General features: G+C 67.6%; 24 protein-coding genes. 10 read left to right on the top strand and 14 right to left on the bottom strand.

Annotation, left to right across the window (positions count from 1 at the left end; translation table 11 throughout):
• Positions 1-6 precede the first annotated feature (6 nt).
• Entirely contained in the window at positions 7-420 is a 414-nt protein-coding gene (locus Q8Q53_RS13285; RefSeq protein WP_305702257.1) for a DUF1489 family protein, read from the top strand.
• Here the strand turns inward: Q8Q53_RS13285 and Q8Q53_RS13280 are convergent.
• The 6 genes from Q8Q53_RS13280 to Q8Q53_RS13255 all read right to left on the bottom strand — a co-directional run bounded on the left by Q8Q53_RS13280 (position 417) and on the right by Q8Q53_RS13255 (position 5,332).
• Entirely contained in the window at positions 417-797 is a 381-nt protein-coding gene (locus tag Q8Q53_RS13280; protein WP_305702256.1) for a diguanylate cyclase, read from the bottom strand. The genes Q8Q53_RS13285 and Q8Q53_RS13280 overlap by 4 nt on opposite strands.
• Positions 798-920: 123 nt before the next feature.
• Entirely contained in the window at positions 921-1,298 is a 378-nt protein-coding gene (locus Q8Q53_RS13275; RefSeq protein ID WP_305702255.1) for a hypothetical protein, read from the bottom strand.
• 108 nt (positions 1,299-1,406) lie between these two features.
• Positions 1,407-2,087: a DsbA family oxidoreductase gene (locus Q8Q53_RS13270; RefSeq protein ID WP_305702254.1), complete on the bottom strand. Its 681-nt coding sequence runs from the start codon at positions 2,085-2,087 to the stop codon at positions 1,407-1,409.
• A complete protein-coding gene (nudC, locus tag Q8Q53_RS13265; protein ID WP_305702253.1) occupies positions 2,084-2,962 on the bottom strand; it encodes an NAD(+) diphosphatase in 879 nt (292 codons plus the stop codon). Before nudC ends, Q8Q53_RS13270 begins: the two co-directional genes overlap by 4 nt.
• Positions 2,962-4,269, bottom strand: a complete 1,308-nt coding sequence (locus Q8Q53_RS13260) for a serine hydrolase (RefSeq protein WP_305702252.1) — start codon at positions 4,267-4,269, stop codon at positions 2,962-2,964. Before Q8Q53_RS13260 ends, nudC begins: the two co-directional genes overlap by 1 nt.
• A complete protein-coding gene (locus Q8Q53_RS13255) occupies positions 4,259-5,332 on the bottom strand; it encodes an A/G-specific adenine glycosylase (protein WP_305702251.1) in 1,074 nt (357 codons plus the stop codon). Before Q8Q53_RS13255 ends, Q8Q53_RS13260 begins: the two co-directional genes overlap by 11 nt.
• A 43-nt stretch (positions 5,333-5,375) precedes the next feature.
• Here Q8Q53_RS13255 and Q8Q53_RS13250 point away from each other — a divergent pair, with 43 nt between their 5' ends.
• From Q8Q53_RS13250 to smc, 4 genes are all read left to right on the top strand, one after another.
• The gene (locus tag Q8Q53_RS13250) at positions 5,376-5,918 is read left to right on the top strand and encodes a DUF721 domain-containing protein (protein WP_305702250.1); all 543 of its coding nucleotides are present in this window, start codon (positions 5,376-5,378) and stop codon (positions 5,916-5,918) included.
• Positions 5,918-6,628, top strand: a complete 711-nt coding sequence (locus tag Q8Q53_RS13245; RefSeq protein WP_305702249.1) for a thioredoxin domain-containing protein — start codon at positions 5,918-5,920, stop codon at positions 6,626-6,628. Before Q8Q53_RS13250 ends, Q8Q53_RS13245 begins: the two co-directional genes overlap by 1 nt.
• Before the next feature lie 133 nt (positions 6,629-6,761).
• Positions 6,762-7,514 carry a thioredoxin domain-containing protein gene (locus Q8Q53_RS13240; RefSeq protein ID WP_305702248.1) on the top strand — a complete coding sequence of 251 codons (753 nt, stop codon included), beginning with the start codon at positions 6,762-6,764 and terminating at the stop codon, positions 7,512-7,514.
• A gap of 32 nt (positions 7,515-7,546) precedes the next feature.
• A complete protein-coding gene (smc, locus tag Q8Q53_RS13235; RefSeq protein ID WP_305702247.1) occupies positions 7,547-10,972 on the top strand; it encodes a chromosome segregation protein SMC in 3,426 nt (1,141 codons plus the stop codon).
• Positions 10,973-10,979: 7 nt separating this feature from the next.
• Here the strand turns inward: smc and ubiA are convergent, their stop codons facing one another.
• Positions 10,980-11,882, bottom strand: coding sequence for a 4-hydroxybenzoate octaprenyltransferase (gene ubiA, locus Q8Q53_RS13230; RefSeq protein WP_305702246.1), 903 nt, complete (start codon positions 11,880-11,882; stop codon positions 10,980-10,982).
• A 44-nt stretch (positions 11,883-11,926) separates the two neighbouring features.
• On the opposite strand from ubiA, the gene Q8Q53_RS13225 reads away from it, so the two are divergent.
• The 3 genes from Q8Q53_RS13225 to Q8Q53_RS13215 are packed head-to-tail and all read left to right on the top strand — an operon-like array spanning position 11,927 to position 14,396.
• Positions 11,927-12,670 (top strand): 16S rRNA (uracil(1498)-N(3))-methyltransferase, encoded by a 744-nt coding sequence (locus tag Q8Q53_RS13225; RefSeq protein WP_305702245.1) that lies wholly within the window; start codon positions 11,927-11,929, stop codon positions 12,668-12,670.
• A 53-nt stretch (positions 12,671-12,723) separates the two neighbouring features.
• The gene (locus Q8Q53_RS13220) at positions 12,724-14,094 is read left to right on the top strand and encodes a glutamate--cysteine ligase (protein WP_305702244.1); all 1,371 of its coding nucleotides are present in this window, start codon (positions 12,724-12,726) and stop codon (positions 14,092-14,094) included.
• A complete protein-coding gene (locus Q8Q53_RS13215) occupies positions 14,094-14,396 on the top strand; it encodes a putative quinol monooxygenase (RefSeq protein ID WP_305702243.1) in 303 nt (100 codons plus the stop codon). Before Q8Q53_RS13220 ends, Q8Q53_RS13215 begins: the two co-directional genes overlap by 1 nt.
• Positions 14,397-14,739: 343 nt before the next feature.
• Here Q8Q53_RS13215 and Q8Q53_RS13210 read toward each other — a convergent pair whose 3' ends face one another.
• The 5 genes from Q8Q53_RS13210 to Q8Q53_RS13190 all read right to left on the bottom strand — a co-directional run bounded on the left by Q8Q53_RS13210 (position 14,740) and on the right by Q8Q53_RS13190 (position 20,549).
• Positions 14,740-16,089 carry an isoprenylcysteine carboxylmethyltransferase family protein gene (locus Q8Q53_RS13210; protein ID WP_305702242.1) on the bottom strand — a complete coding sequence of 450 codons (1,350 nt, stop codon included), beginning with the start codon at positions 16,087-16,089 and terminating at the stop codon, positions 14,740-14,742.
• 200 nt (positions 16,090-16,289) lie between these two features.
• Positions 16,290-17,633 carry a PQQ-binding-like beta-propeller repeat protein gene (locus tag Q8Q53_RS13205; protein ID WP_371136560.1) on the bottom strand — a complete coding sequence of 448 codons (1,344 nt, stop codon included), beginning with the start codon at positions 17,631-17,633 and terminating at the stop codon, positions 16,290-16,292.
• A 23-nt stretch (positions 17,634-17,656) separates the two neighbouring features.
• Positions 17,657-18,415, bottom strand: coding sequence for a tetratricopeptide repeat protein (locus Q8Q53_RS13200; protein ID WP_305702240.1), 759 nt, complete (start codon positions 18,413-18,415; stop codon positions 17,657-17,659).
• Between the two features lie 122 nt (positions 18,416-18,537).
• Positions 18,538-19,692, bottom strand: coding sequence for a glycosyltransferase family 4 protein (locus Q8Q53_RS13195; protein ID WP_305702239.1), 1,155 nt, complete (start codon positions 19,690-19,692; stop codon positions 18,538-18,540).
• Entirely contained in the window at positions 19,689-20,549 is an 861-nt protein-coding gene (locus Q8Q53_RS13190) for an alpha/beta fold hydrolase (RefSeq protein ID WP_305702238.1), read from the bottom strand. Before Q8Q53_RS13190 ends, Q8Q53_RS13195 begins: the two co-directional genes overlap by 4 nt.
• Before the next feature lie 65 nt (positions 20,550-20,614).
• Here Q8Q53_RS13190 and Q8Q53_RS13185 point away from each other — a divergent pair, with 65 nt between their 5' ends.
• Positions 20,615-21,997, top strand: coding sequence for a protein adenylyltransferase SelO family protein (locus tag Q8Q53_RS13185; protein WP_305702237.1), 1,383 nt, complete (start codon positions 20,615-20,617; stop codon positions 21,995-21,997).
• Between the two features lie 149 nt (positions 21,998-22,146).
• Positions 22,147-23,562: a succinylglutamate-semialdehyde dehydrogenase gene (gene astD, locus Q8Q53_RS13180; protein WP_305702236.1), complete on the top strand. Its 1,416-nt coding sequence runs from the start codon at positions 22,147-22,149 to the stop codon at positions 23,560-23,562.
• A gap of 167 nt (positions 23,563-23,729) precedes the next feature.
• Here astD and Q8Q53_RS13175 read toward each other — a convergent pair whose 3' ends face one another.
• Positions 23,730-24,437 (bottom strand): hypothetical protein, encoded by a 708-nt coding sequence (locus tag Q8Q53_RS13175; RefSeq protein ID WP_305702235.1) that lies wholly within the window; start codon positions 24,435-24,437, stop codon positions 23,730-23,732.
• Positions 24,438-24,555: 118 nt separating this feature from the next.
• Positions 24,556-25,062 (bottom strand): glycine zipper 2TM domain-containing protein, encoded by a 507-nt coding sequence (locus Q8Q53_RS13170; protein WP_305702234.1) that lies wholly within the window; start codon positions 25,060-25,062, stop codon positions 24,556-24,558.
• Positions 25,063-25,106: the final 44 nt, after the last annotated feature.

Here is a 25,106-nt window from a genome sequence, read left to right as displayed (position 1 = left end):
CCGCCCATGCCGCTGCACCTCACCAAAGTCGCTTACGGCGCGCAGTCGCTGGAGGAATTGCACGGCTGGTTCAGCCAGCGCGGCGATGTCGCCCGGCTGACCACGCGCTATTTGCCCAAGCGTCATCCGGAAATCGTCCCCGCCGATGGGTCGCCGAACGGTTCGCTGTTCTGGATCTACAAGCATCAGCTGGTCGCCCGGTCCGAAATCCTGGGGTTCGAGGAAGCCGAGGGCGGACGCACCCACATCGTGATTTCGGGCCGCCTGATCGACATCCACCCCGCGCCCAAGCGCGCCCATCAGGGCTGGCGCTATCTGAGCGAAGCAGACGCCCCGCGCGACCTCGCCGATGGTGAAACGGCGGGCGATCTCCTGCCCGGCGAGCTCGCTGCCAATCTGGCCCGGCTGGGACTGGTTTAGGCCGCTTTCAGTTTCGAGCGGAGCTTGTCGCGGTACATCGCCTTGTCGGCGCGGCGGAGCAGTTCGGCCGGTTTGATCGCTTCGCCATGCTCGTTCGACACCGCGTGGCCCACTGCCGCCCCGACTGTCACGGTAGCATTCACGCTGGTCAGACTGCACGGCTGCGCAATCGCGCGCCGCATCGCTTTGACCAGTTCGGCCGCCCGGGCGGCGTCGATTCCGCCGGTCAGAACCACGGCGAATTCATCCCCGCCGCTGGCGCGCAGGTCCGCCGGGTCGATCTCCACGACCAGCAAGGCCGGGTCCGCCGACACGGCCTGCCGGACCAGCAAGCGGTCCGACACGCGCCGGTCGGCCGGATCGGATGGACCCAGCACCAGCATGACCGCGCACAGCAGCGTCGCCGTGACAAGCGGTCGCCACCATTCGCGCAGCCGCGCCGCCCAGAGCCGCAGCGGCCGCTGCGCCCCGAACCAATGTTGCGCGGCACGGTTGTCACTTTACGGACCGTAATACGGCATTGGCGGCTCCATCAGCACCTGCGGCGGCTGGGCGGGCTGCTGGGTATAGACCTGCCCGGCCGCCGGCGGCGGCTCGGCCGGGTTTTCCGCGCTATTCTGCGAACTGGAATCGCCGTTCAGCAAGGTATCGTTCCCCGCCATGGCAAACGGATCGGCGCGTTCGGCGCGCTTGTCCACGACGACCGCCGTGGCCGCGCCAACATCGCTTTCAACCTCTCCGCCCAGCGAAGTCAGCGCTTGCAGGGCCGCCAGCCCCACCAGCGAGATGACAATCCCCAGTTCAACCGATGAAACCCCGGCGCAATCATCGCGCAGACGGCCCAGAAAGCGGATAATCTGCGCGTACGATACTGGCATGGCGACCTCTTGTGACAATCCGGGCTGACCCGGTAACGATCACCGTAATCGCATAAACTTTTGAATTGGTTGCCAACAACTGCGGTAAAGTGGCGGTTAGCGCGGCGGTTACCCGCCCTTGGCCACCACCCGGCGCAAGGCATTGGCGTAAACTTCCGGTTCCTGCGCGCCGGGGATCATGTATTTGCCGTTGACGATCATCGCGGGCACGCCCGAAATGTTCATGTCCCACGCAGCGGCCTGCTCACGCCGGACCACCACGCCCAGCACTTCGTCCGCCAGCGCGGCTTCGGCGCCCGCCGGATCAAGCCCGACCGACGCGGCAATATCCACCAGCACGGCCGCATCGGAGACATTGCGGCGCTGCTGGAAATGCGCATCGAACAGCGCCCGTTTCAGCGCGGTCTGAACGGCAGCCCCGGCCTCGATCAGCGCCCATTTCAGCAGCTTGTGTGCCGCGAAGGTGTTCCACATCATCGCAGGCGGCGGATCGCCCGCCCCGGCATAACGCAGCGAATAGCCCGCACGGTCCCCCGCTGCGAGCAGTTGCCCCCGGTTGGCCGCCATCTGATCCGGCGTGCGGCCATACTTGCGGGCGATGTGCTCTTCCTGGCTCTCGCCCTCGGCGGGCATATCGGGGTTCAGCTCGAACGGCAGCCAGCGCACTTCGGCCTCAATCTCGCCCGCCAGTTCGTCCAGCGCCTTGCTGAGCTGATTATAGCCGATGACGCACCACGGGCACATGACATCGGAATAGATGTCGATCGTCAGTTTCGCCGGTTCAGTCATCGATCCAGCCACCATTTCAGCAAGTGATGCGCAATCGCCTGCGGCGGCGGCGCCAGGAAGCGGCCGTTCTCATCCCCGGCCATCGCGGCGGCAACTTCATCGCGCGTGAACCAGTCGGCCTCTTCCAGTTCGGTGGTATCGACGATGAGCGAGTCGTCCTCGGCCACGGCATAACACCCGATCATCAGGCTGGACGGGAACGGCCACGGCTGGCTGCCAATATAGGAGACGGACGATACCCGCACCCCGGCTTCTTCATGCACCTCGCGCGCGACCGCTTCCTCGATGTTTTCGCCCGGCTCGACGAACCCGGCCAGCGCAGAAAAGCGGCGCGGGGGAAAGCGCGGCTGGCGGCCCAGCAGCAGGCGACCCGTGTGTTCGACCAGCATGATCGTGACGGGATCGACCCGCGGAAAATGCTCGCCCTTGCAGGCGTCGTTGGTGCAGTTGCGCTGCCAGCCGCCCTTGGCCAGCCGGGTTGGCGCACCGCAGCGCGCGCAGAACCGGTGGCGGGCGTGCCAATCGACCAGCGATCGCGCCGCGCCATACGTCGCCAGTTCTTCCGGATCGAGCGCCGACATCGCCGCCCACAGCCGCGGATTGGCAGGCGCGACCGAACCGATCAGTTTGGTCGCGACTTCGGCAAAGCAGCCCTTGCCATCGCGCAGACCCAGGAACACCAGTTCGCTGCCCGGCGCGGCATCGGCCAGGGTGCCCCAGGCCAGCGTGCCTTCGGGCGTGATTTCAGGGTCCAGCCCATCCAGCTTCAGCAGCCGGGCGCGCCAGTCCATCAGGCTTTCCAGCCGGTCCGGATCGGCGCGGATGTGATCGGCGCGGTCCAGCCGCGATCCGGCAAAAGCAATCTGCATGGTCATTATCCTGCCCCCAGCGCAATCAGGTCCGCCGCGACCGCTTTTGGAAAATCGGCGTGCAGCGGATAGGCGTCGGACGGCATGTATTGCGTGTAGAAGGCTGCGCGCACCCCGCGCACGCTGTCCACCATTGCCACCGTCCCGGCCGCCCCGCCCCAGCCATACTGGCCCGCACCATTGCCCAGCCCGACCCGGCCGCCTGCGCCAAACCCGGCCCCTGCCACCATCGTGCCCGCCGTGACGACGCCTTCGGGCAGCAGGTTCGACGTGCCGAGCGCCACGGCCCGTTCGGTCATCACGCGCTTGCCGCCCAGCACGCCCTTGCCCAGCAGCATCAGCAGAAACCGGTCATAATCGCGCGGACTGGATACCAGTCCGGCACCGCCAAACGGGAACGCGGGCCGGTCCAGATAAACTGAATTGCGCGCCGGATCGAGCGGCACCAGACCGGCTTTGCCGACCCCATAGTTATCCGTCAGGCGCGCGGCCGCGCGGACGGGAACCTGAAAGAATGTGCTGGTCATGCCGCACGGGCCGAACAGCCGCTGGTGCAGAAAGCTTTCGAACGATTGCCCGCTGGCCAGTTCAATCACCCGGCCCAGCAGGTCCAGACTGACCGAATAGCTCCACTGCGTGCCGGGCTCATAGACCAGCGGCAGCTGCGCCAGCCGGTCCGCGAACTCGGCCAGGCTGGGCGCGGTCGGCACATCGGGCAGCCCGCGCACCTGGGTGCGGCTGACCTGCCCCGGCACCACGCCCGCGCGTTCATAGGCGGTCTTGATCGGACCTTGCTGGATGATCGAATAGCCCAGCCCCGCCGTATGGGTCAGCAGGTGGCGTACCGTGATCGCGCGGGTGGCGGGCACAAGCTCGGTGACCGAACCGTCGGGCGTCACCTGCACCTGCTGCTTTGCAAACTTTGGCAGCAGGTCGGCAATCGGCTGATCCAGCCCCAGCCTGCCTTCGTCGATCAGGATCATCGCGGCCATGCCGGTGATCGGCTTGGTCATCGAATAGATCCGGAACAAGCTGTCCGCGCCGATCCGCGCCGACTTGTCCAGCGCATGGCTGCCGCGCGCGATGATTCGCGCGGGCTGGTGCCAGCGGCCCATCGCCGCGACCGCCCCGGCCAGCTTGCGCTGGCTCACATAGCTGTCGATCAGTGCGGTCACATTCGTCCACGGCAGCGCCGGATACCTGGCCAGTGCCGCCCCCAGCGGTAGCCCGGCCAGCCCGGCCCCCGCGCCCAGCCATAGCCCGGACGACAACAGGCGGCGGCGCGTCAGTTCAACTTGATATTCACCGGACAAGGTATTCTCCCACCTGCTCTTTTTGTGCCAGCGCAAGCGCCGCAGCCTTGGCGAACAGGGTGGGCAGGCCAGCTTGTTCCAGCTGGTCCAGCGGCCACCATTCACCCGCTTCGGCCGGGAAACTAACCCAATCGCCGCCTGAATAAAGCATCAATTGCAAATCGAGATCGAAATGGGTGAAGCCGTGCCGCACCGTCCCGCCGCCTTCCCATGCCGCATCCGGCAGCGGCGGTTCCGACGCACCATCGCCTCGCGCGCTCCAGCCATCGTCGGGCAGCGCGCGCATCCCCGCCAGCATCCCCGTGCCGCCGCGCCGCACCAGCCAGACCGCACCGCCCTGCCCGATCCAGAACGCCCGCCCGCGCCGCTGCGGCTTGGCGGCCTTGGGCGGCTTGACCGGGAACCGCTCCGCGCCTGTCGCACGCCCGGCGCAGGCGTGGCTGAGCGGGCAGAGCAGGCAGCGGGGGCTGCGCACCGTGCAGACGGTCGCCCCCAGATCCATCATCGCCTGCGCAAAATCGCCTGCCCGCCGGTCCGGGGTGATCTCCTCGGTCCGCACCCGGATCGCCTTGCGCGCACCCGGCAATGGTTCATCAATCGCAAACAGCCGCGCCACCACCCGCTCGACATTGGCATCGACCACCACCGCGCGCTGCCCAAATGCAATCGCGGCGACGGCGGCGGCGGTATAGGCGCCCAGCCCCGGCAATTCGCGCAAGTCCGCTTCCGTTTGCGGAAACTGCCCGCCGCGCGCCGCGACGGCTTTTGCGCAAGCGATCAGGTTGCGGGCGCGGGCGTAGTAGCCCAGCCCCGCCCATGCCGCCATGACCTCGCCCTCGTCCGCCGCCGCCAGCGCCTCGACCGTGGGCCAGCGCCCGGTGAACTTCGCAAAATAGGGGCCGACCGCCGCCACGGTGGTCTGTTGCAGCATCACTTCGGACAGCCACACCCGGTAGGGATCGGGCGGCGGCGATCCCGGCGGGCTGCGCCAGGGCAGCGCGCGCGCGCTGCGGTCATACCAGTCCAGCAAGTGGGCGGCGTTGGTCTGCGTGCTGGCGTCCATGGCGGTGCTATGGCAAAGCGCTGGGCACAATGGAACGCGCACAATGACCAAGCACGGTGACAAGACCGGTGACAAAACTGGCGCCTCCCGCAAGTTTGAGCGGCCGCGCGGGTCCGGCGTGCGCGCGATCGCGGATCTGATGCCCGAAATCGGCCGCACCGCGTTTCGCCGGTTCGGGTTCGTGCAATCCAGCGTCGTCACCCGCTGGCCGGAAATCGTCGGGCCGACCCACGCGCGGATCTGCGCGCCGGAATCGATCCGCTTTCCGATGGGTGAGAAAGTCGACGGTATCCTGCAACTGGTGGTCGTGCCCGCGCACGCGCCGATCATCCAGCACGTGACCCCGGAAATCATCGAACGGGTGAACCGCTTCTTCGGCTACAAGGCAGTATCCAAAGTGAAAATCCGGCAAGGCGAGGTTAAGGCTCCGCCTGCCAGACCGACCACTGCCGCGCCGCCATCGCTCCGCCCGATTCCGCTGGAACTGGGTGAAAGCCTGCGCGATATCGGCGATCCGGAACTGCGCACGGTGCTGGAATCGCTGGCGCGCAGTCTGGGGACCAACCAAGGGGACAAGACCAACTAATGCGTGCGCTCCGCCTGCTGGCCGTGCTGGCCATCGCCTCCACCAGCCTTGCCGCCGCCCCTCCGGCGAAAAAGGCCGCACCCCGCCCGGTTGCCGCGACGGCCAACTGGAACGCGGTCGTCGCCCGCACGCCCAGCGGCACGCACGTGCTGGGCAACCCCAACGCCAAAGTGAAACTGGGCGAATACGTCAGCTATACCTGTTCGCACTGCGCGGATTTTCACATGGCGTCCGAAGCGCCGCTGCGGCTGAAATACGTCCAGTCGGGCGCTGTCTCGGTCGAGATCAACCACGTCCTGCGCGATCCGGTCGATGCCACCATCGCCCAGCTGGTCAATTGCGGCCCGCCATCGAAGTTCCTGATCAACCATTCGATGTTTCTGCGCAGCCAGTCCAAGTGGCTGCAGACCATCGCGCGGGCCACCCCGCCGCAGCGCAACCGCTGGTACAGCGGCGACCGCGCGATGCGGATGCGCGCCGTCGCCAGCGATTTCCATTTCTATGACATGATGGCAACGCGCGGCTATGACCGGATGACGCTGGACAAATGCCTGAACGACAACGCGCTGGCCGAACGTCTGGCCGCGATTTCGGCAGCTTCGGACAAAGCGGGAATCGACCACACCCCGTCATTCACGCTGAACGGGCAACTGCTGCTCGGCACCAATGGCTGGGATCTGCTGGAACCGCAGATCGCAGCACGGCTTTAGTTTCACCGCGCTTTTGCTATGGTTCGGCAATTCCCCTGTGGAGAAGGCTGTGTGCCAATCCACCCCGATCCTTCCAATCCCCCGCGCCGCCGGGTTAGCCTGCCGGCCTTCCATGTTTGAGGACGAACCCAAGATGACCGCACTCCGCCGCATCCTGCTTTCCGCCGCGCTGGCCCCGCTGGCCCTTGGCCTTGCCGCTTGCAGCAAGGAGGCCGACGTGCCTGCCGGGCCGACTGGTGAACCGATCGCCAGGATCGCCGCGCCCGCTGGCAAATCGTGGTCCGAAACCGTGGCGATCACGGTCGAAGGCGGATACCGGATGGGCAACCCCGATGCGCCGATCAAGGTGGTGGAGTTTGCCTCGCTCACCTGCTCGCACTGCGCCGAATTCGCCGAAGCGGCCAGTGCCGAACTGCGCGACAATTATGTCGCCAGCGGCCGGGTCAGCTATGAACTGCGCAATTTCGTGCGCGACGCGATCGACCTCACCGCCACCCAGCTGACCCAGTGCGGCACGCCGGAAACCTTCTTCGCGCTGACCGATCAGGTGTTTGCCTATCAGGCAGGCATCTTCGAAAAGGCGCAGTCCGCCAGCAAGGAACAGCAGCAGGCCGCATTTGCGCTGCCGCCCGCCCAGCGCGGCCCGGCTCTGGGCGAACTGACCGGCCTGACTGAATACGTCACCGCGCGCGGCATTTCCAAGGATCAGGCCAACGCCTGTCTGGCCGATGCGGGCAAGGCTGAAAAGCTGGCCGCGCAGACTCAGCAGCAGGGCGAACAATACCAGGTCGAAGGCACGCCGACCTTCATCGTCAACGGCAAGAAGACCGATTACAACACCTGGGACAAGCTGAAGGCCGACCTCGAACGGCTGGGCGCCCGCTAAGCCGGGGGTAACGGGAAAACTGGCCCGGTCCGATGCGCTTCAAACGGCTCAGGCTCTCCGGCTTCAAAAGCTTTGTCGAGCCGGCTGAACTGCGCATCGAACCGGGGCTGACCGGGGTCGTCGGTCCCAACGGTTGCGGCAAATCCAACCTGCTCGAAGCGATCCGCTGGGTCATGGGCGAAAGCTCGGCCAAGTCGATGCGCGGCGGCGGGATGGAAGACGTGATCTTCGCGGGCACCGCGCAGCGCCCGCCGCGCGACTTTGCCGAAGTGGTGCTGGTCGCCGAAACCGCCGCGCGCGAGGAACTGGAAGTCGTCCGCCGGATCGAGCGCGGCGCGGGCAGCGCCTATCGTGTCAATGGCCGCGATGTGCGGGCCAAGGACGTCGCGCTGGTGTTCGCCGACGCCGCCACCGGCGCGCATTCCCCCGCGCTGGTCTCGCAAGGGCGGATTGCCGCCGTCATCGCCGCCAAGCCCGCCGAACGCCGGATGATGCTGGAAGAGGCCGCCGGGATCGCGGGCCTGCACGTTCGGCGCAAGGACGCCGAACAGAAACTGCGCGCGACCGAGGCCAACCTCGCGCGGCTGGAAGACCTGATGGCCGGGCTGGACCAGCAGATCGCCAGCTTGCGCCGGCAAGCCCGCGCCGCCGAACGCTATACCGCGCTGTCGGACAAGGTCCGCGTGGCCGAGGCGCGGCTGGTGTTTGCCCGCTGGCGCGATGCCGCCGCCGCCGCCACTGCCGCGCGGGCCGAGGCGCAAGCGGCGGAAACGCGCGTTACCGACACGCAAGCCGCGATGAAAGCCGCGCAGGACGCCCAGCACGCCGCCGCCGAGGCGCTGGCCGCAGCGCGCGACGAACTGGCCGACCGGCGCGACGATAGCTCCGCCCACGGCCACCGCATGGCCCAGCTGACCAGCCAGCTGGAAGCTGCCGAACAGCGCCTCAAAGACCTCGACCGGCAGCACCAGCGGCTGGAGGAGGACCGGGGCGATGCCGACCGGCTGACCCGTGATGCCGCCGAAGCGCTGGGGCGGCTGGAGCGCGAACTCGCCGCCAGCGAAACGGCCCTCGCCGCCGACGAGCAGCGCCGTCCCGCCGCGCTCGCCGCGCTGGAAGAAGCGGACCGCGCGCTGCGCAGCGCCGAACTGACCCTCGCCAACGCCACCGCCCAGCAGGCCGGGGTCGAGGCGGAATGGCGCGTCGCCGACGCCGCCCTCGCCGCTGCCGACCAGCGCCTTGCCCGGCTGGACACCGATGCGCGCCGCCAGCAGGACTTGCATGACAGTCTGGGCCGCGAAGGCGATCCCGACGCCGCGCTGGCCGCAGCCGAACGCGCCCGCGCCGCCGCTGCCGAGGCACTGGCCACTGCCCGCGCCGCGCTGGATGCGCAGCAGGCCCGCAAGGGCGACTTGCAGGCGCAGCGCGACACCGCCTCCAGCGCGCTCGCCACCGCGCGCGCGGAACTGGCCGGGGTGGAACGCGAGTATTCTGCCTTGCTGCGTGATCGTGAAGCGCGGGCCAAGCAGGCCAGCGCGAAACATGGCCTGCCGGTCGCGCTCGATGCGGTGCGCGCCGCGCCGGGGTATGAACGCGCGCTCGCCGCCGTGCTGGGCCGCGATGCGAAAACCGCGCTGGGCCCGGCTCCGGCGGACGAGGACGGGCGTTACTGGACCGGGGCCGCTGCGCCCCAGCCGGTCGCGGACAGCCTTGCCGCGCACGTCCCTGAATGCCCGCCGCAGCTGACCGCACGACTGGCGCTGGTTCATGTCGCGGAAGCAGACGATGGCCGCGTGCTGGGCCCGGGCGAATGGCTCGTCACGCTGGCCGGGCGCATCCGCCGCTGGGACGGCTTCGTCGCACGCGGCGAGGGCGCGGCGGAAGCGGCGCGGCTGGAGGCCGAAAACCGGTTTGCCGCGCTGGCGGACGAGTTGCCCCCGCTGCGTGATGCCGCTGCGACGGCAGAGGCCGCGCAGGCCCGCGTGATCGCTGCACTCAGCGAATTGCAGCTTGCCATCGTCGCATCCGAACGCGCCGCCGCTGCCGCCGCCGATGCCGAACGCGCCGCGCTGCGCGGGGTCGATCAGGCCGAAGCCGCCAAGGCCCGGCTGGAGGCACGCCGCGCCGAACTCGCCGCCGCCGCGACCGATCTGGCCGAACAGCGCAAACAGGCCGAGGCAGAGCGCGACGGCGCGGAAGCCCGCCGTGCCGCCCTGCCCGACATGGCCAGTGGCCGCGCCCAGCTGGCCGCTGCGCAGGCCCGCCACGATGCCGCCCGCACCGGGCTGCAAGCCGCCACCGCCGCACTGGCCGCGCACGATTCCGCGCTCGCCGTCGCGCGCGAACGCACCGCCACCCAGCGCAGCGATATCAAGGGCTGGCAGGCCCGCGCCGGGGACGCCGCCAGCCGCCTGTCGCAGATGACCCGCCGGTTCGAGGAAATCGCCGAGGAGCGCGCCGTCATCGCCGCCAAGCCCGCCAGCCTGCTGCGCGAGATCGAGGCGGGGGACGCGATCCGCACGCGGCTTGCCGCCGAACTGACCGCTGCGGATGCGCAGGTCACCCAGACCGCCGAGGCCGCGCGCCGGTCCGAAACCACTTTTGCCGCCGCCAACGAAGCACTTTCCTCCGCCCGCGAGGCCCGCGCCGGGGCGACCGCGCGGGCCGAGAATGAGGAAACGCGGCGGCAGGAAATGGCCGGCATATCGGGCGAACGGTTCCAGTGCCCGCCCCCGCTGCTGCCCGAACGATTCGGCTTCGCGTCCGCCGAAGTCGCCTCTGCTCCGGAAGAATCCGCCGCGCATGACCGGCTGGTGGCCGACCGCGAACGGATCGGCCCGGTCAACCTCGTCGCCGCCGAAGAGCTCGCCGCCGCCGAGGCCCGGCAGGGCACCAGCGCGGCGGAACAGGCCGAACTGGCCGAAGCGGTCAACCGCCTGCGCGGTTCGATCGGCAGCCTCAACCGCGAAGGGCGCGAACGGCTGCGCGCTGCGTTCGAGGCGGTCGACGGCCATTTCCGCCGCCTGTTCACCCGCCTGTTCGAAGGCGGGCAGGCCCATCTGGCGCTGGTCGATTCGGACGATCCGCTCGAAGCGGGGCTTGAGATCTATGCCCAGCCGCCCGGCAAGCGCCTGCAATCGCTGACCCTGCTGTCGGGCGGGGAACAGGCGCTGACGGCGATCGCGCTGATCTTCGCGCTGTTCCTCACCAACCCCGCGCCGATCTGCGTGCTCGACGAAGTCGATGCGCCGCTGGACGACGCCAACATCGAACGGTTCTGCGACCTGCTCGACGCGATGGTCAAGGAAACCGACACGCGCTACCTGATCGTCACCCACAACGCCGTGACGATGAGCCGGATGCACCGCCTGTTCGGCGTGACCATGGTCGAACGCGGAATCTCGCGCCTCGTCAGCGTGGACCTTGGCGCGGCGGAACGGTTGCTGGCAGCGGAATAGACACCGGTCAGGCGTTGCCGACCACCCAGCAGCCCAGCGCCAGCAGCAGCCCGGTAAAGCGATTGGCGCGGAACCGGGTCAGGGCGTTGCCGCCGTCGTCGGGGTTCAGCGTCAGCGCCTGCCAGCCCAGATGCAGCGCGGCGGGGGCCAGCGCCAGCAGGATAAGCGGATCGGGCCGCAGCCACCAGAACGCCAGCGCCCAGCACAGCACCGCCCCTGCATAGAACGCCGCGACGCCGGTGCGCACGTGCCGCCCCAGCGTCAGCGCGCTGGAGCCGATGCCGACCATCGCGTCATCCTCGCGGTCCTGACAGGCGTAGATCGTGTCATAGCCGATGCACCACAGCACGGCCCCGGCATAGAGCGCGGCCAGCACGTCCAGCCCGTCGCCCCGGATCGCGACCCACGCAGTCGGCGCGCCCCAGGTGAACACCAGCCCCAGCCAGGCCTGCGGAAATCCGGTGATCCGCTTCATGAAGGGATAAGCCGCAACCAGCGCCAGACTGGCCAGCGCGACCAGTTGCGCGGTCAGGCGCAGTTGCAGCAGCACGATCAGGCCGACAGCGGCGAGCGCCAGCAGCCAGACCCACGCCGCCCGTTTGCTGACTGCCCCGCTGGCGATGGGCCGCGCGGCGGTGCGGGCGACCTGCTTGTCCAGATCGGCATCGACGATATCGTTATAGACGCAGCCCGCCCCGCGCATGGCGATGGAGCCCAGCAGCATCCACGCCAGCAAGTCCCACCGCGCCTGCCCGCCGGCCAGCAGCAGGCCCCAGGCGCAGGGCCAGAACAGCAGCCACCAGCCGATCGGCCGGTCGAACCGGGCGAGCAGCGCATAATTGCGCAAGGTGGCGGGCAGCGCGGCGACCAGCCCCTTGTGCTGGGAATCGGGAACGATTTCGGCGGTCATGCGCCCTCTCTAGCCTGCGGGCGAAAATGCGCTAGAGGAAGGCCATGCCCGCTACCCCCGCCTGGCCGCCCAAGAGCGCCCCTCGCCTGTTCATCCCCGCTCCGCTGGCCGAGGGCGTGGCCGTGGCCATCGACGGGCCGCAGGCGCATTACCTGTCGCGCGTGATGCGTGTGGGCGAAGGCGATGCCGTGATCCTGTGCGACGACCAGACCGGCGAATGGGCCGCGCGCGTGGCCAGCGCGGGCAAGCGCGATGTGGTGCTGGTGCCCGAAACGCTGCTGCGCCCCCGTGAGGAGGTGCCCGATTTCACGCTCTGCGCCGCGCTGCTGAAAAAGGACCGGTTCGATCTCGTGCTGGAAAAGGCCTGCGAGTTGGGCGTGCGGCACATCCAGCCGGTGCTGACCCGGCGCTGCGTGGCCGACAAGCTCAACCTCGACCGCGCCAATGCGATCCTGACCGAAGCTGCGGAACAATGCGCCCGCACCGCCCTGCCCCGGCTGGCCGCGCCGGTGAAGCTGGACGCGCTGCTGCGCGGGTGGGACGCGCCGCGCGCGCTGTTCTTTGCCGATGAGAACGGCGGCGATCCCGCTGCCACCGCCTTTGCCGCCCACACCGGCCCCGCCGCACTGCTGGTTGGCCCCGAAGGCGGGTTCGACGCGGACGAGCGCGCCGCGATCCGCGCTCTGCCAGAAGCGCGCGCGATCACGCTGGGGCCACGCATCCTGCGCGGCGAGACGGCGGCGATTGCCGCCACCGCGCTATGGATGGGGACAAGCGGGGATTGGTAGGCAACCAAACAAATTTGCTGGCATCAGGGCGGACAACGCACTAATTCCCCGCCATGAGCACCCAACAGGTTTCAGATCGCAACGATCCCGTGATCGAAAACAGCGCCCAGCTGATCGCCCCGATGATCAAGGGCGAAAAGCCGCGTGAGCGCTGGCGGATCGGCACCGAACACGAAAAGCTGGTGTTCGCGCGCGGCGATCATCACGCCCCGTCGTATGAAGAACCCGGCGGCATCCGCGACATGCTGAAATCGCTGGAAGACTTCGGCTGGGAACCGGTGCTGGAGGGCGGGAACGTGATTGCACTGGCGGGTGCGGACGGCGGCATCAGTCTGGAACCGGCGGGCCAGCTGGAACTGTCCGGTGCGCCGCTGGAAAACCTGCACCAGACCTGCGCCGAAACCGGCCGTCACCTAGATCAGGTCAAGGCCATCGGTGAACGCACCGGCACCGGCTTCCTCGGCCTCGGCATGTGGCCCGACAAGACCCGCGCCGAACTGCCGATCATGCCCAAGGGCCGTTATGACATCATGCTGCGGCATATGCCGCGCGTCGGCACGATGGGCCTCGACATGATGCTGCGGACCTGCACGATCCAGGTGAACCTCGATTATTCGAGCGAGGCCGACATGGTGCAGAAGTTCCGCACCAGTCTGGCGCTGCAACCGCTCGCGACCGCGCTGTTCGCCAATTCTCCGTTCACCGAAGGCAAGCCCAACGGCTTCCTGTCGTACCGCAGCCACATCTGGTCAGACACCGATCCGGCCCGCACGGGGATGCTGCCGTTCGTGTTCGAGGACGGGTTCGGGTACGAACGCTACGCCGAATACATGCTCGATGTGCCGATGTATTTTGTCTACCGCGACGGCAAATATATCGACGCGGCGGGGCAGAGCTTCCGCGATTTCCTCGACGGTAAGCTCCCCGCGCTGCCGGGCGAACGCCCCACGGCGAGCGACTGGATCGATCACCTGTCCACCGCTTTCCCCGAAGTGCGGCTGAAAAGCTTCCTCGAAATGCGCGGCGCCGATGGCGGGCCGTGGAGCCGGATTTGCGCGCTGCCCGCGCTGTGGGTCGGCCTGCTCTATGACCAGACCGCGCTCGATGCGGCATGGGATCTGGTCAAAGGCTGGGACATGGACGGGCGCGAGGCGCTGCGCTCCGCCGTGCCGAAGCTGGGGCTGGATGCGCCCCTGCCCGGCGGCGGCAAACTGAAGGACATCGCGGCCGAAGTGCTGGCGATCTCGCGCAGCGGCCTCGCCGCGCGCGCGCAGTTCAACAAGGCGGGCGACAACGAATGCGCGTTCCTGAACCCGCTCGACGAGATCGTCGCCAGCGGCAAGGTTCCGGCGCAGCGCCTGCTCGACAAGTTCCACGGCGAATGGAACGGCGACCTGTCGCGCGTGTACGAGGAAGCATTCTGATGACAGTTGCCGTGATTGGACAGTTCCGCCTGCCCGCCGAGCGCATGGACGAGGCCCGTGCCGCCATGCGCAAGGTGATGGACGCCACCCGCGCCGAGGATGGCTGCATCGAATACAACTACGCCGAAGATGTGCTCGACCCCGGCCTGATCCGGGTCAGCGAAGTCTGGGCCAGCCGCGCGCAGCTTGGCGCGCACCTCAAAACGCCGCACATGGCCGTCTGGGCCGAAGAACGCGCCGGACTGGGCCTGACGGGTCGGAGCATCACGGTCTATGAAGTAAGCGGTTTGGAAGAAATCTGAGGGGACATTCCCTTCCTCTCCCACATCGTCACCCAAAACCGTCATGCTGAACTTGTTTCAGCATCCATCAGGCCCGATGCGCGGTTTCATCCGGCCCGCACCAAGGTTGGCCGCGTGGTGGACCCTGAAACAAGTTGGCGCTTATCCCCTTCGGCACCGTAAAGTCTAAACCGTCATGCTGAACTTGTTTCAGCATCCATTTCTCGGCCCGCACTGTCCGTGCAGGAGGAGAGATGGACCCTGAAACGAGTTCAGGGTGACGAAGGTGGTGGGAACGTATGTAAACGGGATAAACACCAAACAAGTTCAGGGTGACGAACGGCGAGCGACGAGCGTGTGGGGCCTACTCCGCCGCCTGCAGCACCGGGCGGCGGCGGCCAGCAATCCCCTGCCACAGCCGGTGGAGCGGCGCGGTGATCAGTCCGTGGCGGTTCATCCACGCGTGGTATTCGCCGTATTTCGGGTCTTCGCCCAGCAGATGCGCTTCCTCGGTCCGGGCGCGCCAGTAATAGATCGCGCTGACGCAGCCCAGGAAGAAGGTGTTGCGCACCGCATCGACCACCGATCCGCTGGTTACCAGGAACGGCAGCACCGACACCCACCAGAACGCGTTCTTCGACAGGTAGGCCGGATGGCGCGTGTAGGCATAGGGGCCATTGGTCAGCACGCCGCGATAAGTCAGGTTGGAAAAGCGGATACCGAACGCGACTGTAGCCCAGGCGTAGATCGCGGTGAGCAGCACCAGCAGCCCGGCCCAGCCCCACATCAGCGCGGGGTATTCGCCCAGCCAGAACGTCCAGTCCGCCGTGTTCGACTGATAGAACAGCGGCCCGCCGCCCTGCATCAGCTGGAACGGCGGATAGCACGCCAGCGCCGCGACCCAGCCCGCCAGATAGGGATTGGCCGAGCGGATCTGCGCGTCGAGCGGCTTCATCGTCAGGATATAGCCGACCGTGCCGATCTGTTCGTCGAACACGAACATCAGCAGCACCAGAATGCCCGCAAACGCGATCGGGTTGGCGAACTGATCGGACCAGTCCTTGCCGACCAGTTCCGCGAATGCACCGGGGACGATGGCAATCATGAACGCGGTGAAAAAGCCCTTCACCGCCCAGGCGCGCAAGTGAATCCAGACCTGCTCAGGATCGTGCGCCTCACGCCCGACCAGCGCCGCGCCGAAATGCCACGAGGCATCGCGCGGATCGATCAGCACCCGGTCGAGCCAGATGACATAAGGGATGGAGAGCAGGAACAGCGGCAGCACCGCCAGCCCCAGCACCTGCATCGAAATGGCGTAGAAATCATCCCAGTACCACCGCCCCAGGCAATACAGTCCGGCGATCAGCGCCCATGTGGCCCACAGCCCCGCCAGTTTGGTGATCGAAATGTCGATGATGTCTGCCACGGGGCGCGGATGATCCCAGTCGATCCCGGTCGAGGGGCGGCGGTGAACCTTGTCGACCAGCACCGACCACAGCACCATCGGCAGCGCGGCGGCCACCAGCCCGAACAGCGCGGCAACCGGCCCGGTCAGCCGACCGCCCTCGGCGGACAAGCCCAGCACCGGGGCAATCTCGGGATAGAAATGGCAGAACAGGATCCACGCACACAGGCTGCCCACGCCGACGAAGCCGACGGCGGAAGAAACATCGCTGGCAGGCCGGGGATCGGCCACGGGATTGCGCGGGGTCATCCCTCCGCCTTAGCGGCGAAGGGTTAAAGGGCCGGTAACGGCGTGGCTATCGGCCAATTTCCACCGTCATGCTGGACTTGTTTCAGCATCCATCGGGCCGCCTGAGCGGCTTTATCCGGCCAAAACTGCACCAGATTACACGATGGACCCTGAAACGAGTTCAGGGTGACGGGAAACGAGCAGTCCGTCGATACGAAAGATCAGCGGAACGCGGTGATCCGGCCGCTGTCGTCCAGCACATAGAGCGTGCCGCCCGCCACGATCGGTGCCAGCGTGATCGGCGCCTTCACTTCGGCGAACAGGCGCGACTGGCCATCGGCGATCCCGGCGGAATGGATTTCGCCGCGCGAATTGGCGAACCACAGGCGTTCCCCGGCCAGCACCGGCCCGGTCCAGTAGATCGCGTTCTTCTTCTTTTCCTCGTTCTCGAACTGCGACTGCTGCGAAATCCAGCGGACCTTGCCGGTGGTGCGCGCCATGCACAGCAGCTTGGCATCGTCGGTCAGCGTGAAGATCCAGTCACCCGCGATGGCCGGGGTGGAAATCCCCGCCAGGTTGAGTTCCCAGATGCGCTGGCCGGTGACCAGTTCATAAGCGGCCATGCGCCCGCCCTGACCAAGGGCATAGACCCGGCCGCGATCAATGATCGGATCGGCGTCGATGTCGGTAAGCACGCCCACGGACGTCGACAGCGAGGTGCGGGCCAGCGCGTCGTTCCACAGTTGGCGGCCGTTTTCATAACGGAACGCGGTAAGCTCCCCGGTGGAGAAGCCCGCGATCACGGTGCCCTGCCCGGCAGCGGGGGCGCCCACGCCGAACACCCCGGTCTGCCCGGTGGAGGAGGTTTCGTTCCACAGCGGCTCACCATCTGCGGCGTTGAGCGACCACAGCTGGTTGTCCATCGTCATCACGAACACCGAATTATAGGCGAGCGTCGGCGATCCGCGCAGCGGGCCGGACGGCTTCTTCTTCCACAGCACTTTGCCGTCGGTCACATCCAGCGCGGCAACTTCGCCCATGCCGGTGGTGATATAGACCCGGCCGTTGTCATAGGCCGCGCCGCCGCCATAGACCGAGTTCGAGCCATCGCCCTGAATTTCAAAGCCCTGCTTCCAGCGGGGCGATCCGGTCTGCACGTCGAACGCGTGGACCATGCCGTTGGTGTCCATCACGAACAACTGCCCGCCGCCGACCACCGGCGATGCCGCCAGCCGCTGCTTCTTGGTCGAACCGGCGATCTGGACCGACCACGACCGCGCCGGGTTGGCCGAGATGGCCAGGTTGCCGTAATTCTTGTTGGCCGTGCCGCCAGCCTGCGCCCAATCGGCGTTGGCGGTGGCGGGAGGCACGATCACGCTGACCCCGGCCAGCGCCGGATCGAGCTTGGCCGAGGTATCGACTTTCGACAGGATCGGAATGCGATTGCCGATGGTCGGCGTCGTCGGCTTGTCCTTGCCGCCGAACACGCCGCAACCGGACAGGGCAACAGCCAGAACCACGGCCAGCGGGGCGGCCATGCGGCGGGTAAACTTGGGTGACGGCATCATCTCGTCCTTGTGACTTTGGTTCAGTTCTGCGCCGGGGCCACATCGGCGGCGGCATCGCCTGATTCGTATCCGAGCTGCCCGGCCAGCTGCCGCATCCGCGACGCCAGCGACTGCGGCACTTCCTTGTCCTTGCCGATCGCCGCGAACAGCGGACCGGCAAGTTCTGGTTTGCCCTGCTTGAGGTAGGCCATGCCGACCAGCTCGCCCGCGCTGCCAAACCACGGATTGCCCGGCACGGCGAGCGGCTTCAGCCGGTCAACCACCTGGCTCGGCGGGACGGCATCAAACCGGATCGACAGTTCGCGGATCGCGGCCAGATCGCGCAGCGGCTGCGGCGCATCGGCATTGGCAGCGATCGCGGCAAATTCCCTGGCGGCTTCGTCGGTCTTGCCGGTCTGCACCAGCGCGGCGGCGTGGAGCATCGCAGCATTGGCGCGCGCGCCCGCGCTGCCTTCGGTTTTCAGCGCGGCCAGATCCCCCAGCGCAGCCCCGGCCGACGTTGGCCCGGAAGCCAGCCGGTCCAGCACCAGCGTGGTCCTTTCGCTGACTTCCCCGGCCGACTGCTTGACCGAGTGATCCCAAAAGAGATAGCCGCCCAGCCCGACCAGCAACAGCGTGATCCCGCCGCCGATGATTATGCCATAGCGCTTGGCGATATCGACCATCTGCTGCTCACGCAGCGCCTCGTCCACTTCGCGCAGGAACACGTCCTGCTGGGCCGCGTCGCGGTCGCTCGTCGGCTTGGTCGGATTTGCAGGTGTAGCGGGAGGCAGGGCCAAGTTGGAATGCTCTCTGGTAATAGACGGTCAGTTGGGCTGTTTAGCGCAAGGGCGAGCCTTTTCAACGCCCGATCTGTGGCTTTTGCCCGCTTAAGCGCGGGTGAACGGACGCAATCCCCCAATCAGGGAAACTTTATCCGTCCCATGGCCCCGGCATAGATGCGGGCATAGGTCGCAACCATGGTCGCTTCGTCGTACTCCGCTTCGGCGCGGGCGCGGTTGGCGGTGCCGATGGCGGCGCGGGTCCGGGAGTCGGCGGCAAGGTCGGCCAGCGCGTCCGACAGGGCCGCATCATCGCCGATGGGGGTGAGGAACCGGCGGTTGGGTTCAGCCACCATCGCGGTGACATCACCCACTTGCGGGGCGACCACGGCCAGACCGGCAGCCATCGCCTCCACCACCGAAATCGGGAACTGTTCACTGTCGGATGACAGCGCGAACAGATCGAACAGGCCTACCACTTTGGCCGGATCGGGCGCAAAGCCGGGCAAGTGGACGCGGTGGCCGATGTCGAGAGCCACCGCCTGCGCGCGGATCGCATCGCGTTCCGGCCCTTCGCCGACGATCACCAGCTGCCACTCCTCTGGCAACGCGGCAAAGGCGCGGACCAGCCGGGGCAGGTTCTTGACCTTGCGCAGCCCCGCCAGCGTGCCCAGCCAGTATTCGCCGGGACGCTTGATCAGGCGCGGCAGGACGTCGGGTTCCGGGCGGTGCGCATAGGCGGCAACCGGGATGCCGTTGGGCACCCGCCAGACCTTGGCGGCGGGTTGCTGCCAGACCGTCCGGGCGATCTGTTCCAGCCGCTGCGAAGGCACGACCAGCCCCTGCGCGCGGAACAGTGCGATCCGGCGGAAAATATTGCGCGCGGGCTTCAGCCGCACAGCCTCATCCTGATTGAAGCCATCTTCGTGGTGGACCAGCGGGGGCAGCCCCAGCGCCTCGGCGAACAGGGTGTGGGCCATCACCGCGTCCATTGCGCCCCAGTTATAGGTCAGGATCAGGTCGAACCCGCGCAGCGCCTGCGCGATCCCCAGCAACCGGCGCGGCCACGGACGGCCCGCCAGCGCCGGGAAATCAGCCGGATAGCTGACGCTGATCGCCGGATCGACCGCGCTGGCCGCGCCCAGTTCGCCCGGCACAGCGGACACGACCGTATGATCGATGCCCGGGCCGAACGCGTTCATCAGCTTGGCCGCGCGCAGTTCCTTGCCGCCCGGCGAAAAGCTGGAATGCAGATGCAGCAGGCGCAGACGCGGCGCCCCGTCCGCCACGCTCATCCAGCCACTTTGGCCAGCAGCCGCTGGATCGCGGCGAACGATTCCGGCTCATCCAGCGTGGGTGCATGGCCGACGTGCGGCACGGTTACCGTTTCGCAGCCCGGCAAGCGCGCGGCCATCGCGGCCAACGTTTCCGGCTTGAACAGGTCCGACAATTCACCGCGCAGCAGCAGCACCGGCTTGCCTGCCAGCCCGTCTACCCCCGGCCACATGTCCACCCCGCCCTCTCCGCCTGGCTGCGAGAACGGCTCGGCGATTTTCATGTCGTAATCGAACACGACCCGGCCGTTGCTGCCCACCACCATGCAGCGCTTGGCCATCGCCAGCCAGTCTTCCGCCGTGAAATCGGGGAACGCGGAACCCTGCGATTCCTCCAGCGCGCGCGCCGCGTGCATCCAGGTGGGGAAATTGCGCCCCTGCCCGACATAGCCGCGAATCCGTTCCAGCCCTTCGGGATTGATTTCCGGCCCGATGTCGTTGAGCACCGCGCCCGCCAGCTTGTCCGGCGTGGTCATCGCCATGATCATCGTCAGCAGCCCGCCCAGCGATGTGCCGACCGCGACGAAGCGGTCGATGCCCGCTTCCTCGAACAGCGCCCCCAGATCCTGAACGTACTGGACGGGGTTATAAGTGGCCGAATCCTTGGCATAGGCGCTGTCGCCCCGGCCCCGGTTTTCCGGACACAGCACGCGCCATTCGCCCGCCAGCCGCTCTGCCAGCGTTTCAAAATCGCGGGCGTTGCGGGTCAGGCCGGGCAGGCAGATCACGGGCGGACGGTCATCCCGCCCCGCATAATCGCGGTAATGGAGCTTCAACCCGTCCCGGCTGGTCCAGAAACGGTCGGCGTAAGCGGTCATGGTAATGCCGGAAATCCTTGCTGGCGCGGCTTGTGCAACGCGGGGTTCGCCGCCACTATTGCGCGATGCGCGCAGAACCGCAAGCCGCCGACTATTCGCCCGACACTCCCGTTACGGCACTGGCCCCCTGGCTGGCCGATCCGGTGCGCGCGGCCGACTTCCCGCTGACCACCCTGCGCTTCCGCAATTCCCGCTGGGACCGCGCGGTCGGGCTGGACAGCCTGACCGATGCCGACTGGACCCGCCATTTCGGCCGGTTTGAGCCGCTGCCCGGCAATCTGCCCCAGCCGCTGGCGCTGCGCTATCACGGCCACCAGTTCCGCGTTTACAACCCGGACCTGGGCGACGGGCGCGGCTTTCTGTTCGCGCAGTTGCGGGACGGCGCGGGCCGCTTGCTCGACCTTGGCACCAAAGGCTCCGGGCAAACCCCGTGGAGCCGCCAGGGCGATGGCCGCCTGACGCTGAAAGGCGCGGTGCGCGAGATTCTGGCGACCGAAATGCTCGAAGCGCTGGGGGTGAACACCAGCAAGACGTTCTCGGTCATCGAAACGGGCGAGGATCTTTACCGGCAGGACGAACCCTCCCCCACGCGCTCGGCCGTGCTGGTCCGGCTCAGCCACGGGCATATCCGGATCGGCACGTTCCAGCGGCTCGCCGTGCTGGAGCAGACGGACAACATGGCGGCGCTGATCGACTATTGCCTTGCGCAGTTTCCGGGCGCGCCCCCGCCCGCCGATGCGCCGGGGCGCGATGATCCGGCGGTGATCCTGCTGCATCAGGTGGTCGAACGGCTCGCCGCGCTGGCGGCGCAATGGATGGCCGCCGGGTTCGTCCACGGCGTGCTAAACACCGACAACATGAACATTTCGGGCGAAAGTTTCGATTACGGCCCGTGGCGCTGGCTGCCCCAGTGGGACCCGGCCTTCACCGCCGCCTATTTCGATCACAACGGCCTTTACGCCTTTGGCCGCCAGCCAGAGGCGCTGCACTGGAACTGCGGGCAGCTGGCGGTTGCGCTGCGCCAGCTGGTGCCCGCTGAGCCGCTGATCGCCGCGCTGAACCGCTTCGCCCCGCTCTATCAGCAGGCGCTGGCCGGTCAGTTCCTGTGGCGGCTGGGACTGGAATCGCAAGGGTTCGAAGCCGACGCCGCGCTGATCGCCCATGCCGAACGGGCGATGCGCGACAGCGCCGGATCGCCCGACGTGTTCTTTCACCGCCATCGCCACGGCGCCAACCCGCCGGAGGGTGATTTTGGCGAGGGCTTGCGCGGCTATCGCCCGGCCGGTGAAGATCATCCGCTGTGGGCAGAGCCTGCGCCGCCGACGCTGGTGCTGGATGAGGTGGAGCGGATCTGGGCCGGAATCGACACTGCCGATGATTGGGCCCCGCTGGCCGATCAGATCACCGCGATCCGGCGGCTGGGCGAAGCGCTGGGCAGCGCGGCGTAAGGGCTGCGCAAACATGGGGAACACTTTGGTAAGCAAAAAGTCAGGGTTGGCGGTTATGGCGGTGCCAAGGCTTTTCTTGGGCAAACGGACCCGCTAAGGCCGAAGCGGACCCGGGGTCGCAACCGGATGATACAACTGGGACGGGAATATTGGGAACTTCGCAGATCATTTCCTTCGAACCGGCCACCGGCGCGGAACTGTGGCGCGGCAGGCGCGGCAACGTGGACGACATCGTCGACCGCGCGCGCCGGGCGTGGCCCGCCTGGGCTGCCCAGCCGCTGTCCAACCGGATGGAACTGATGCGCCGCTTCGCCAACGAAGTGCGCAAGGACGCTGAAAAGCTGGCCACGCTGATCGCGCGCGAAACCGGCAAGCCGCTGTGGGAATCGCGCACCGAAGTCGAAAGCGTGATCAACAAGGTCGAAATCTCGATCCGCGCCTATGCCGACCGCACATCGCAGCGCAAGCTGGACAACGCGTTGCAAGGGACCGCCGCCGTACGCCACAAGCCGCACGGGGTGATGGCGGTGCTTGGCCCCTATAACTTCCCCGCGCACTTGCCCAACGGCCACATCGTGCCCGCGCTGATCGCGGGCAACACGGTAATCTTCAAGCCCAGCGAAAAAACCCCGGCCACGGGTGAGGCGCTGCTGCAATGCTTTCACCGCGCCGGGATTTCCGCCGCGATTGTCCAGTTGCTGGTCGGCGGCCCGGAAGAAGGGCAGGCGCTGGTCGCGCATGACGGGATCGACGGCGTGCTGTTCACCGGCAGCGCGCACGTCGGAATCGCGATCAACCGCAAACTGGCCGCCCGGCCCGACAAGATCGTTGCGCTGGAAATGGGCGGCAACAACCCGATCGTGCTGTGGGATACGCCGAAGATCACCGATGCCGCCGCGCTCGTCGTGCAATCAGCCTTTACCAGCGCCGGGCAGCGCTGCACCGCCGGACGCCGCCTGATCATCAAGTCGACGATGTATGATACGGTGATGGCCGAGGTAAAGCGCCTGGCCGACCGGATCATTGTCGGCGCGCCGTTTGACGATCCCGTCCCGTTCATGGGTCCGGTGATCGACAACCAGAGCGCGGACGGCCTGACCGAAAGCTTCCTCTATCTGCTCAGCCACGGCGGCAAGGCGATCAAGCATCTGGTCCGCCCGCGCGATGACCTGCCGTTCCTCTCGCCTGCGATCATCGACGTGAGCGGGGTGAAGGACCGCCCCGACGTGGAACTGTTCGGCCCGCTGCTGCAAGTCATCCGTGTGGACGATTTCGACGAGGCCATTGCCGAGGCGAACAACAGCCGGTTCGGCCTGTCCGCCTCGCTGGTCGGCGGCACTCCGGCGGAATACAACCGGTTCTGGGCGAATATCCGGGCCGGCGTGATCAACTGGAACCGCCCGACCAACGGCGCATCGTCTTCCGCGCCGTTCGGCGGGGTCGGCCTGTCGGGCAACCATCGCCCCAGCGCCTATTACGCAGCGGATTACTGCGCCTATCCGGTCGCCTCGAACGAGATGGAACAGCCGCGCGCGATGATCGGCGTGGGCCTGCGCGAAGGCTGATCAGCGCGCGCTGCCGCGCTCCGGGCTGGATTGAGCCGAGTGGATTGTTGCGCAGTCCCGTCGACGGCGGTTTACGGACGTGCCGTCGATAACGCGGGGGCCTCCCCCACCGCCGGGACCGGTCACAGGATAACCGCTCGCGCCCCCGCAATCAAGGCAATGGCGTTTCAGCCGCCGCTGGTAACCAGGTTGACCACGGTCATGTCCGCGCTGCCCCGCACGAACAGCGCAAAGCGCGCGGTGTCGAGCGTGCCGGACAGGGTCAGGTCCGGTCCGGCCTGGCCCGCCCGCACCGCGTAACCGCCCTTGCGCGCCAGCGCGGCATAGAACTCCACCACTTCGCCGGGCGGCACCGGGGTCTGGAAATTGACCGCGCGGATTTTGCATCCGGCCGCGTCGCTGCCTGCCGCTTCCTGCACGTGCCCGCGCGGATAGACCGGCAGCGCGGGCGGCAGCCCGGCCGCCCAGCTGGCGGTATAGCCCAGCTTGTCCGCGCAAGGCTTCCCCCACGGCAACGCGCGCACCAGCGCGACAGCGGTCGGCGCATCGGCGGGCGATGTTTCCAGCATGATCGTGGCAGGCGGCGCAGCACCCGGCGCGCCTCCGACCAGATCCAGCGCGGCGGCGCGGGCCGCGTCCAGTTCGGCCTGCCCGCGTTTCAGCGGCGGAATTTCGCCAGTGGCTGGCCCGCCCCCGGTCAGCGCAGCACCGCCCCGGTTCTGGCTGGTGAGGTCCGGGTCCGCCATCAGCGGATCGGCCAGCGCGGCGGTCACCGCCGGATCGCGCTCCGCCAGCGGATCGACCGCAGGCTCACCCGATCCGCAGGCAGAAAGCAGCAGCACGGCAGGCAGGCACAGATGACGGGCGGCGATCATCCGGCGCGTTCTAGCCTATCGGCGTTAACATGGCCCTTAACAGACAAGCGCCCCCGGATCGCTGGGATCCGGAGGCGCCAGGTTCAGGGAGAGGGATTCCCCGTTGAACAGGTATCGGTCAGCGGCAGCTCGATCCACCGCGGTCGACCGCGCGGCCCAGCAGGGCACCGCCCGCCGCACCCAGGATTGCGCCCAGCGTGCGGTCACCGCGGCGACCGGCCACTTCGCGGCCGATCAGCGCCCCGGCAGCGCCGCCGATCAGCAGACCGGTGGTGCCATCGCTGCGGCGGCAATAGCTGCGGCCATCATCGCCGCGCCAGACGCGGGTGTTGGCATAGACCGGTTCGGCGTAGCGGACGCGGGTCTGATAGCCACCATAGCTGCCATAGTTGCCGTAGTTGCGGCCCTGGTCTTCCCAGCCACGGCGGCTGTCGCGCCGATCATCACGCCGATCATCGCGGCGGTAATCGCGGCGGCTTTCGTAGCGGTCGTCGTGCCGATCCCGCTGTTCCCAGCGGTCGCCGCGATCGTCCCAGTCGCGGTCGCGGGCGGCGGCGGGCAGCGCAGTCGCCAGCACGGCGGGGATGGTCATTGCAAGGGCAGCAGTCTTGAGGAACTTCGACATGGCGGTTCTCCTGATCTCTTGCATTCATCAATATGCCCCTCAAC

The organism is Novosphingobium sp. (assembly GCF_030699305.1).
GTDB lineage: Bacteria > Pseudomonadota > Alphaproteobacteria > Sphingomonadales > Sphingomonadaceae > Novosphingobium.
The sequence above is the reverse complement of the archived record's forward strand: the minus strand, read 5'-3'. Positions and strand labels throughout refer to the sequence as shown.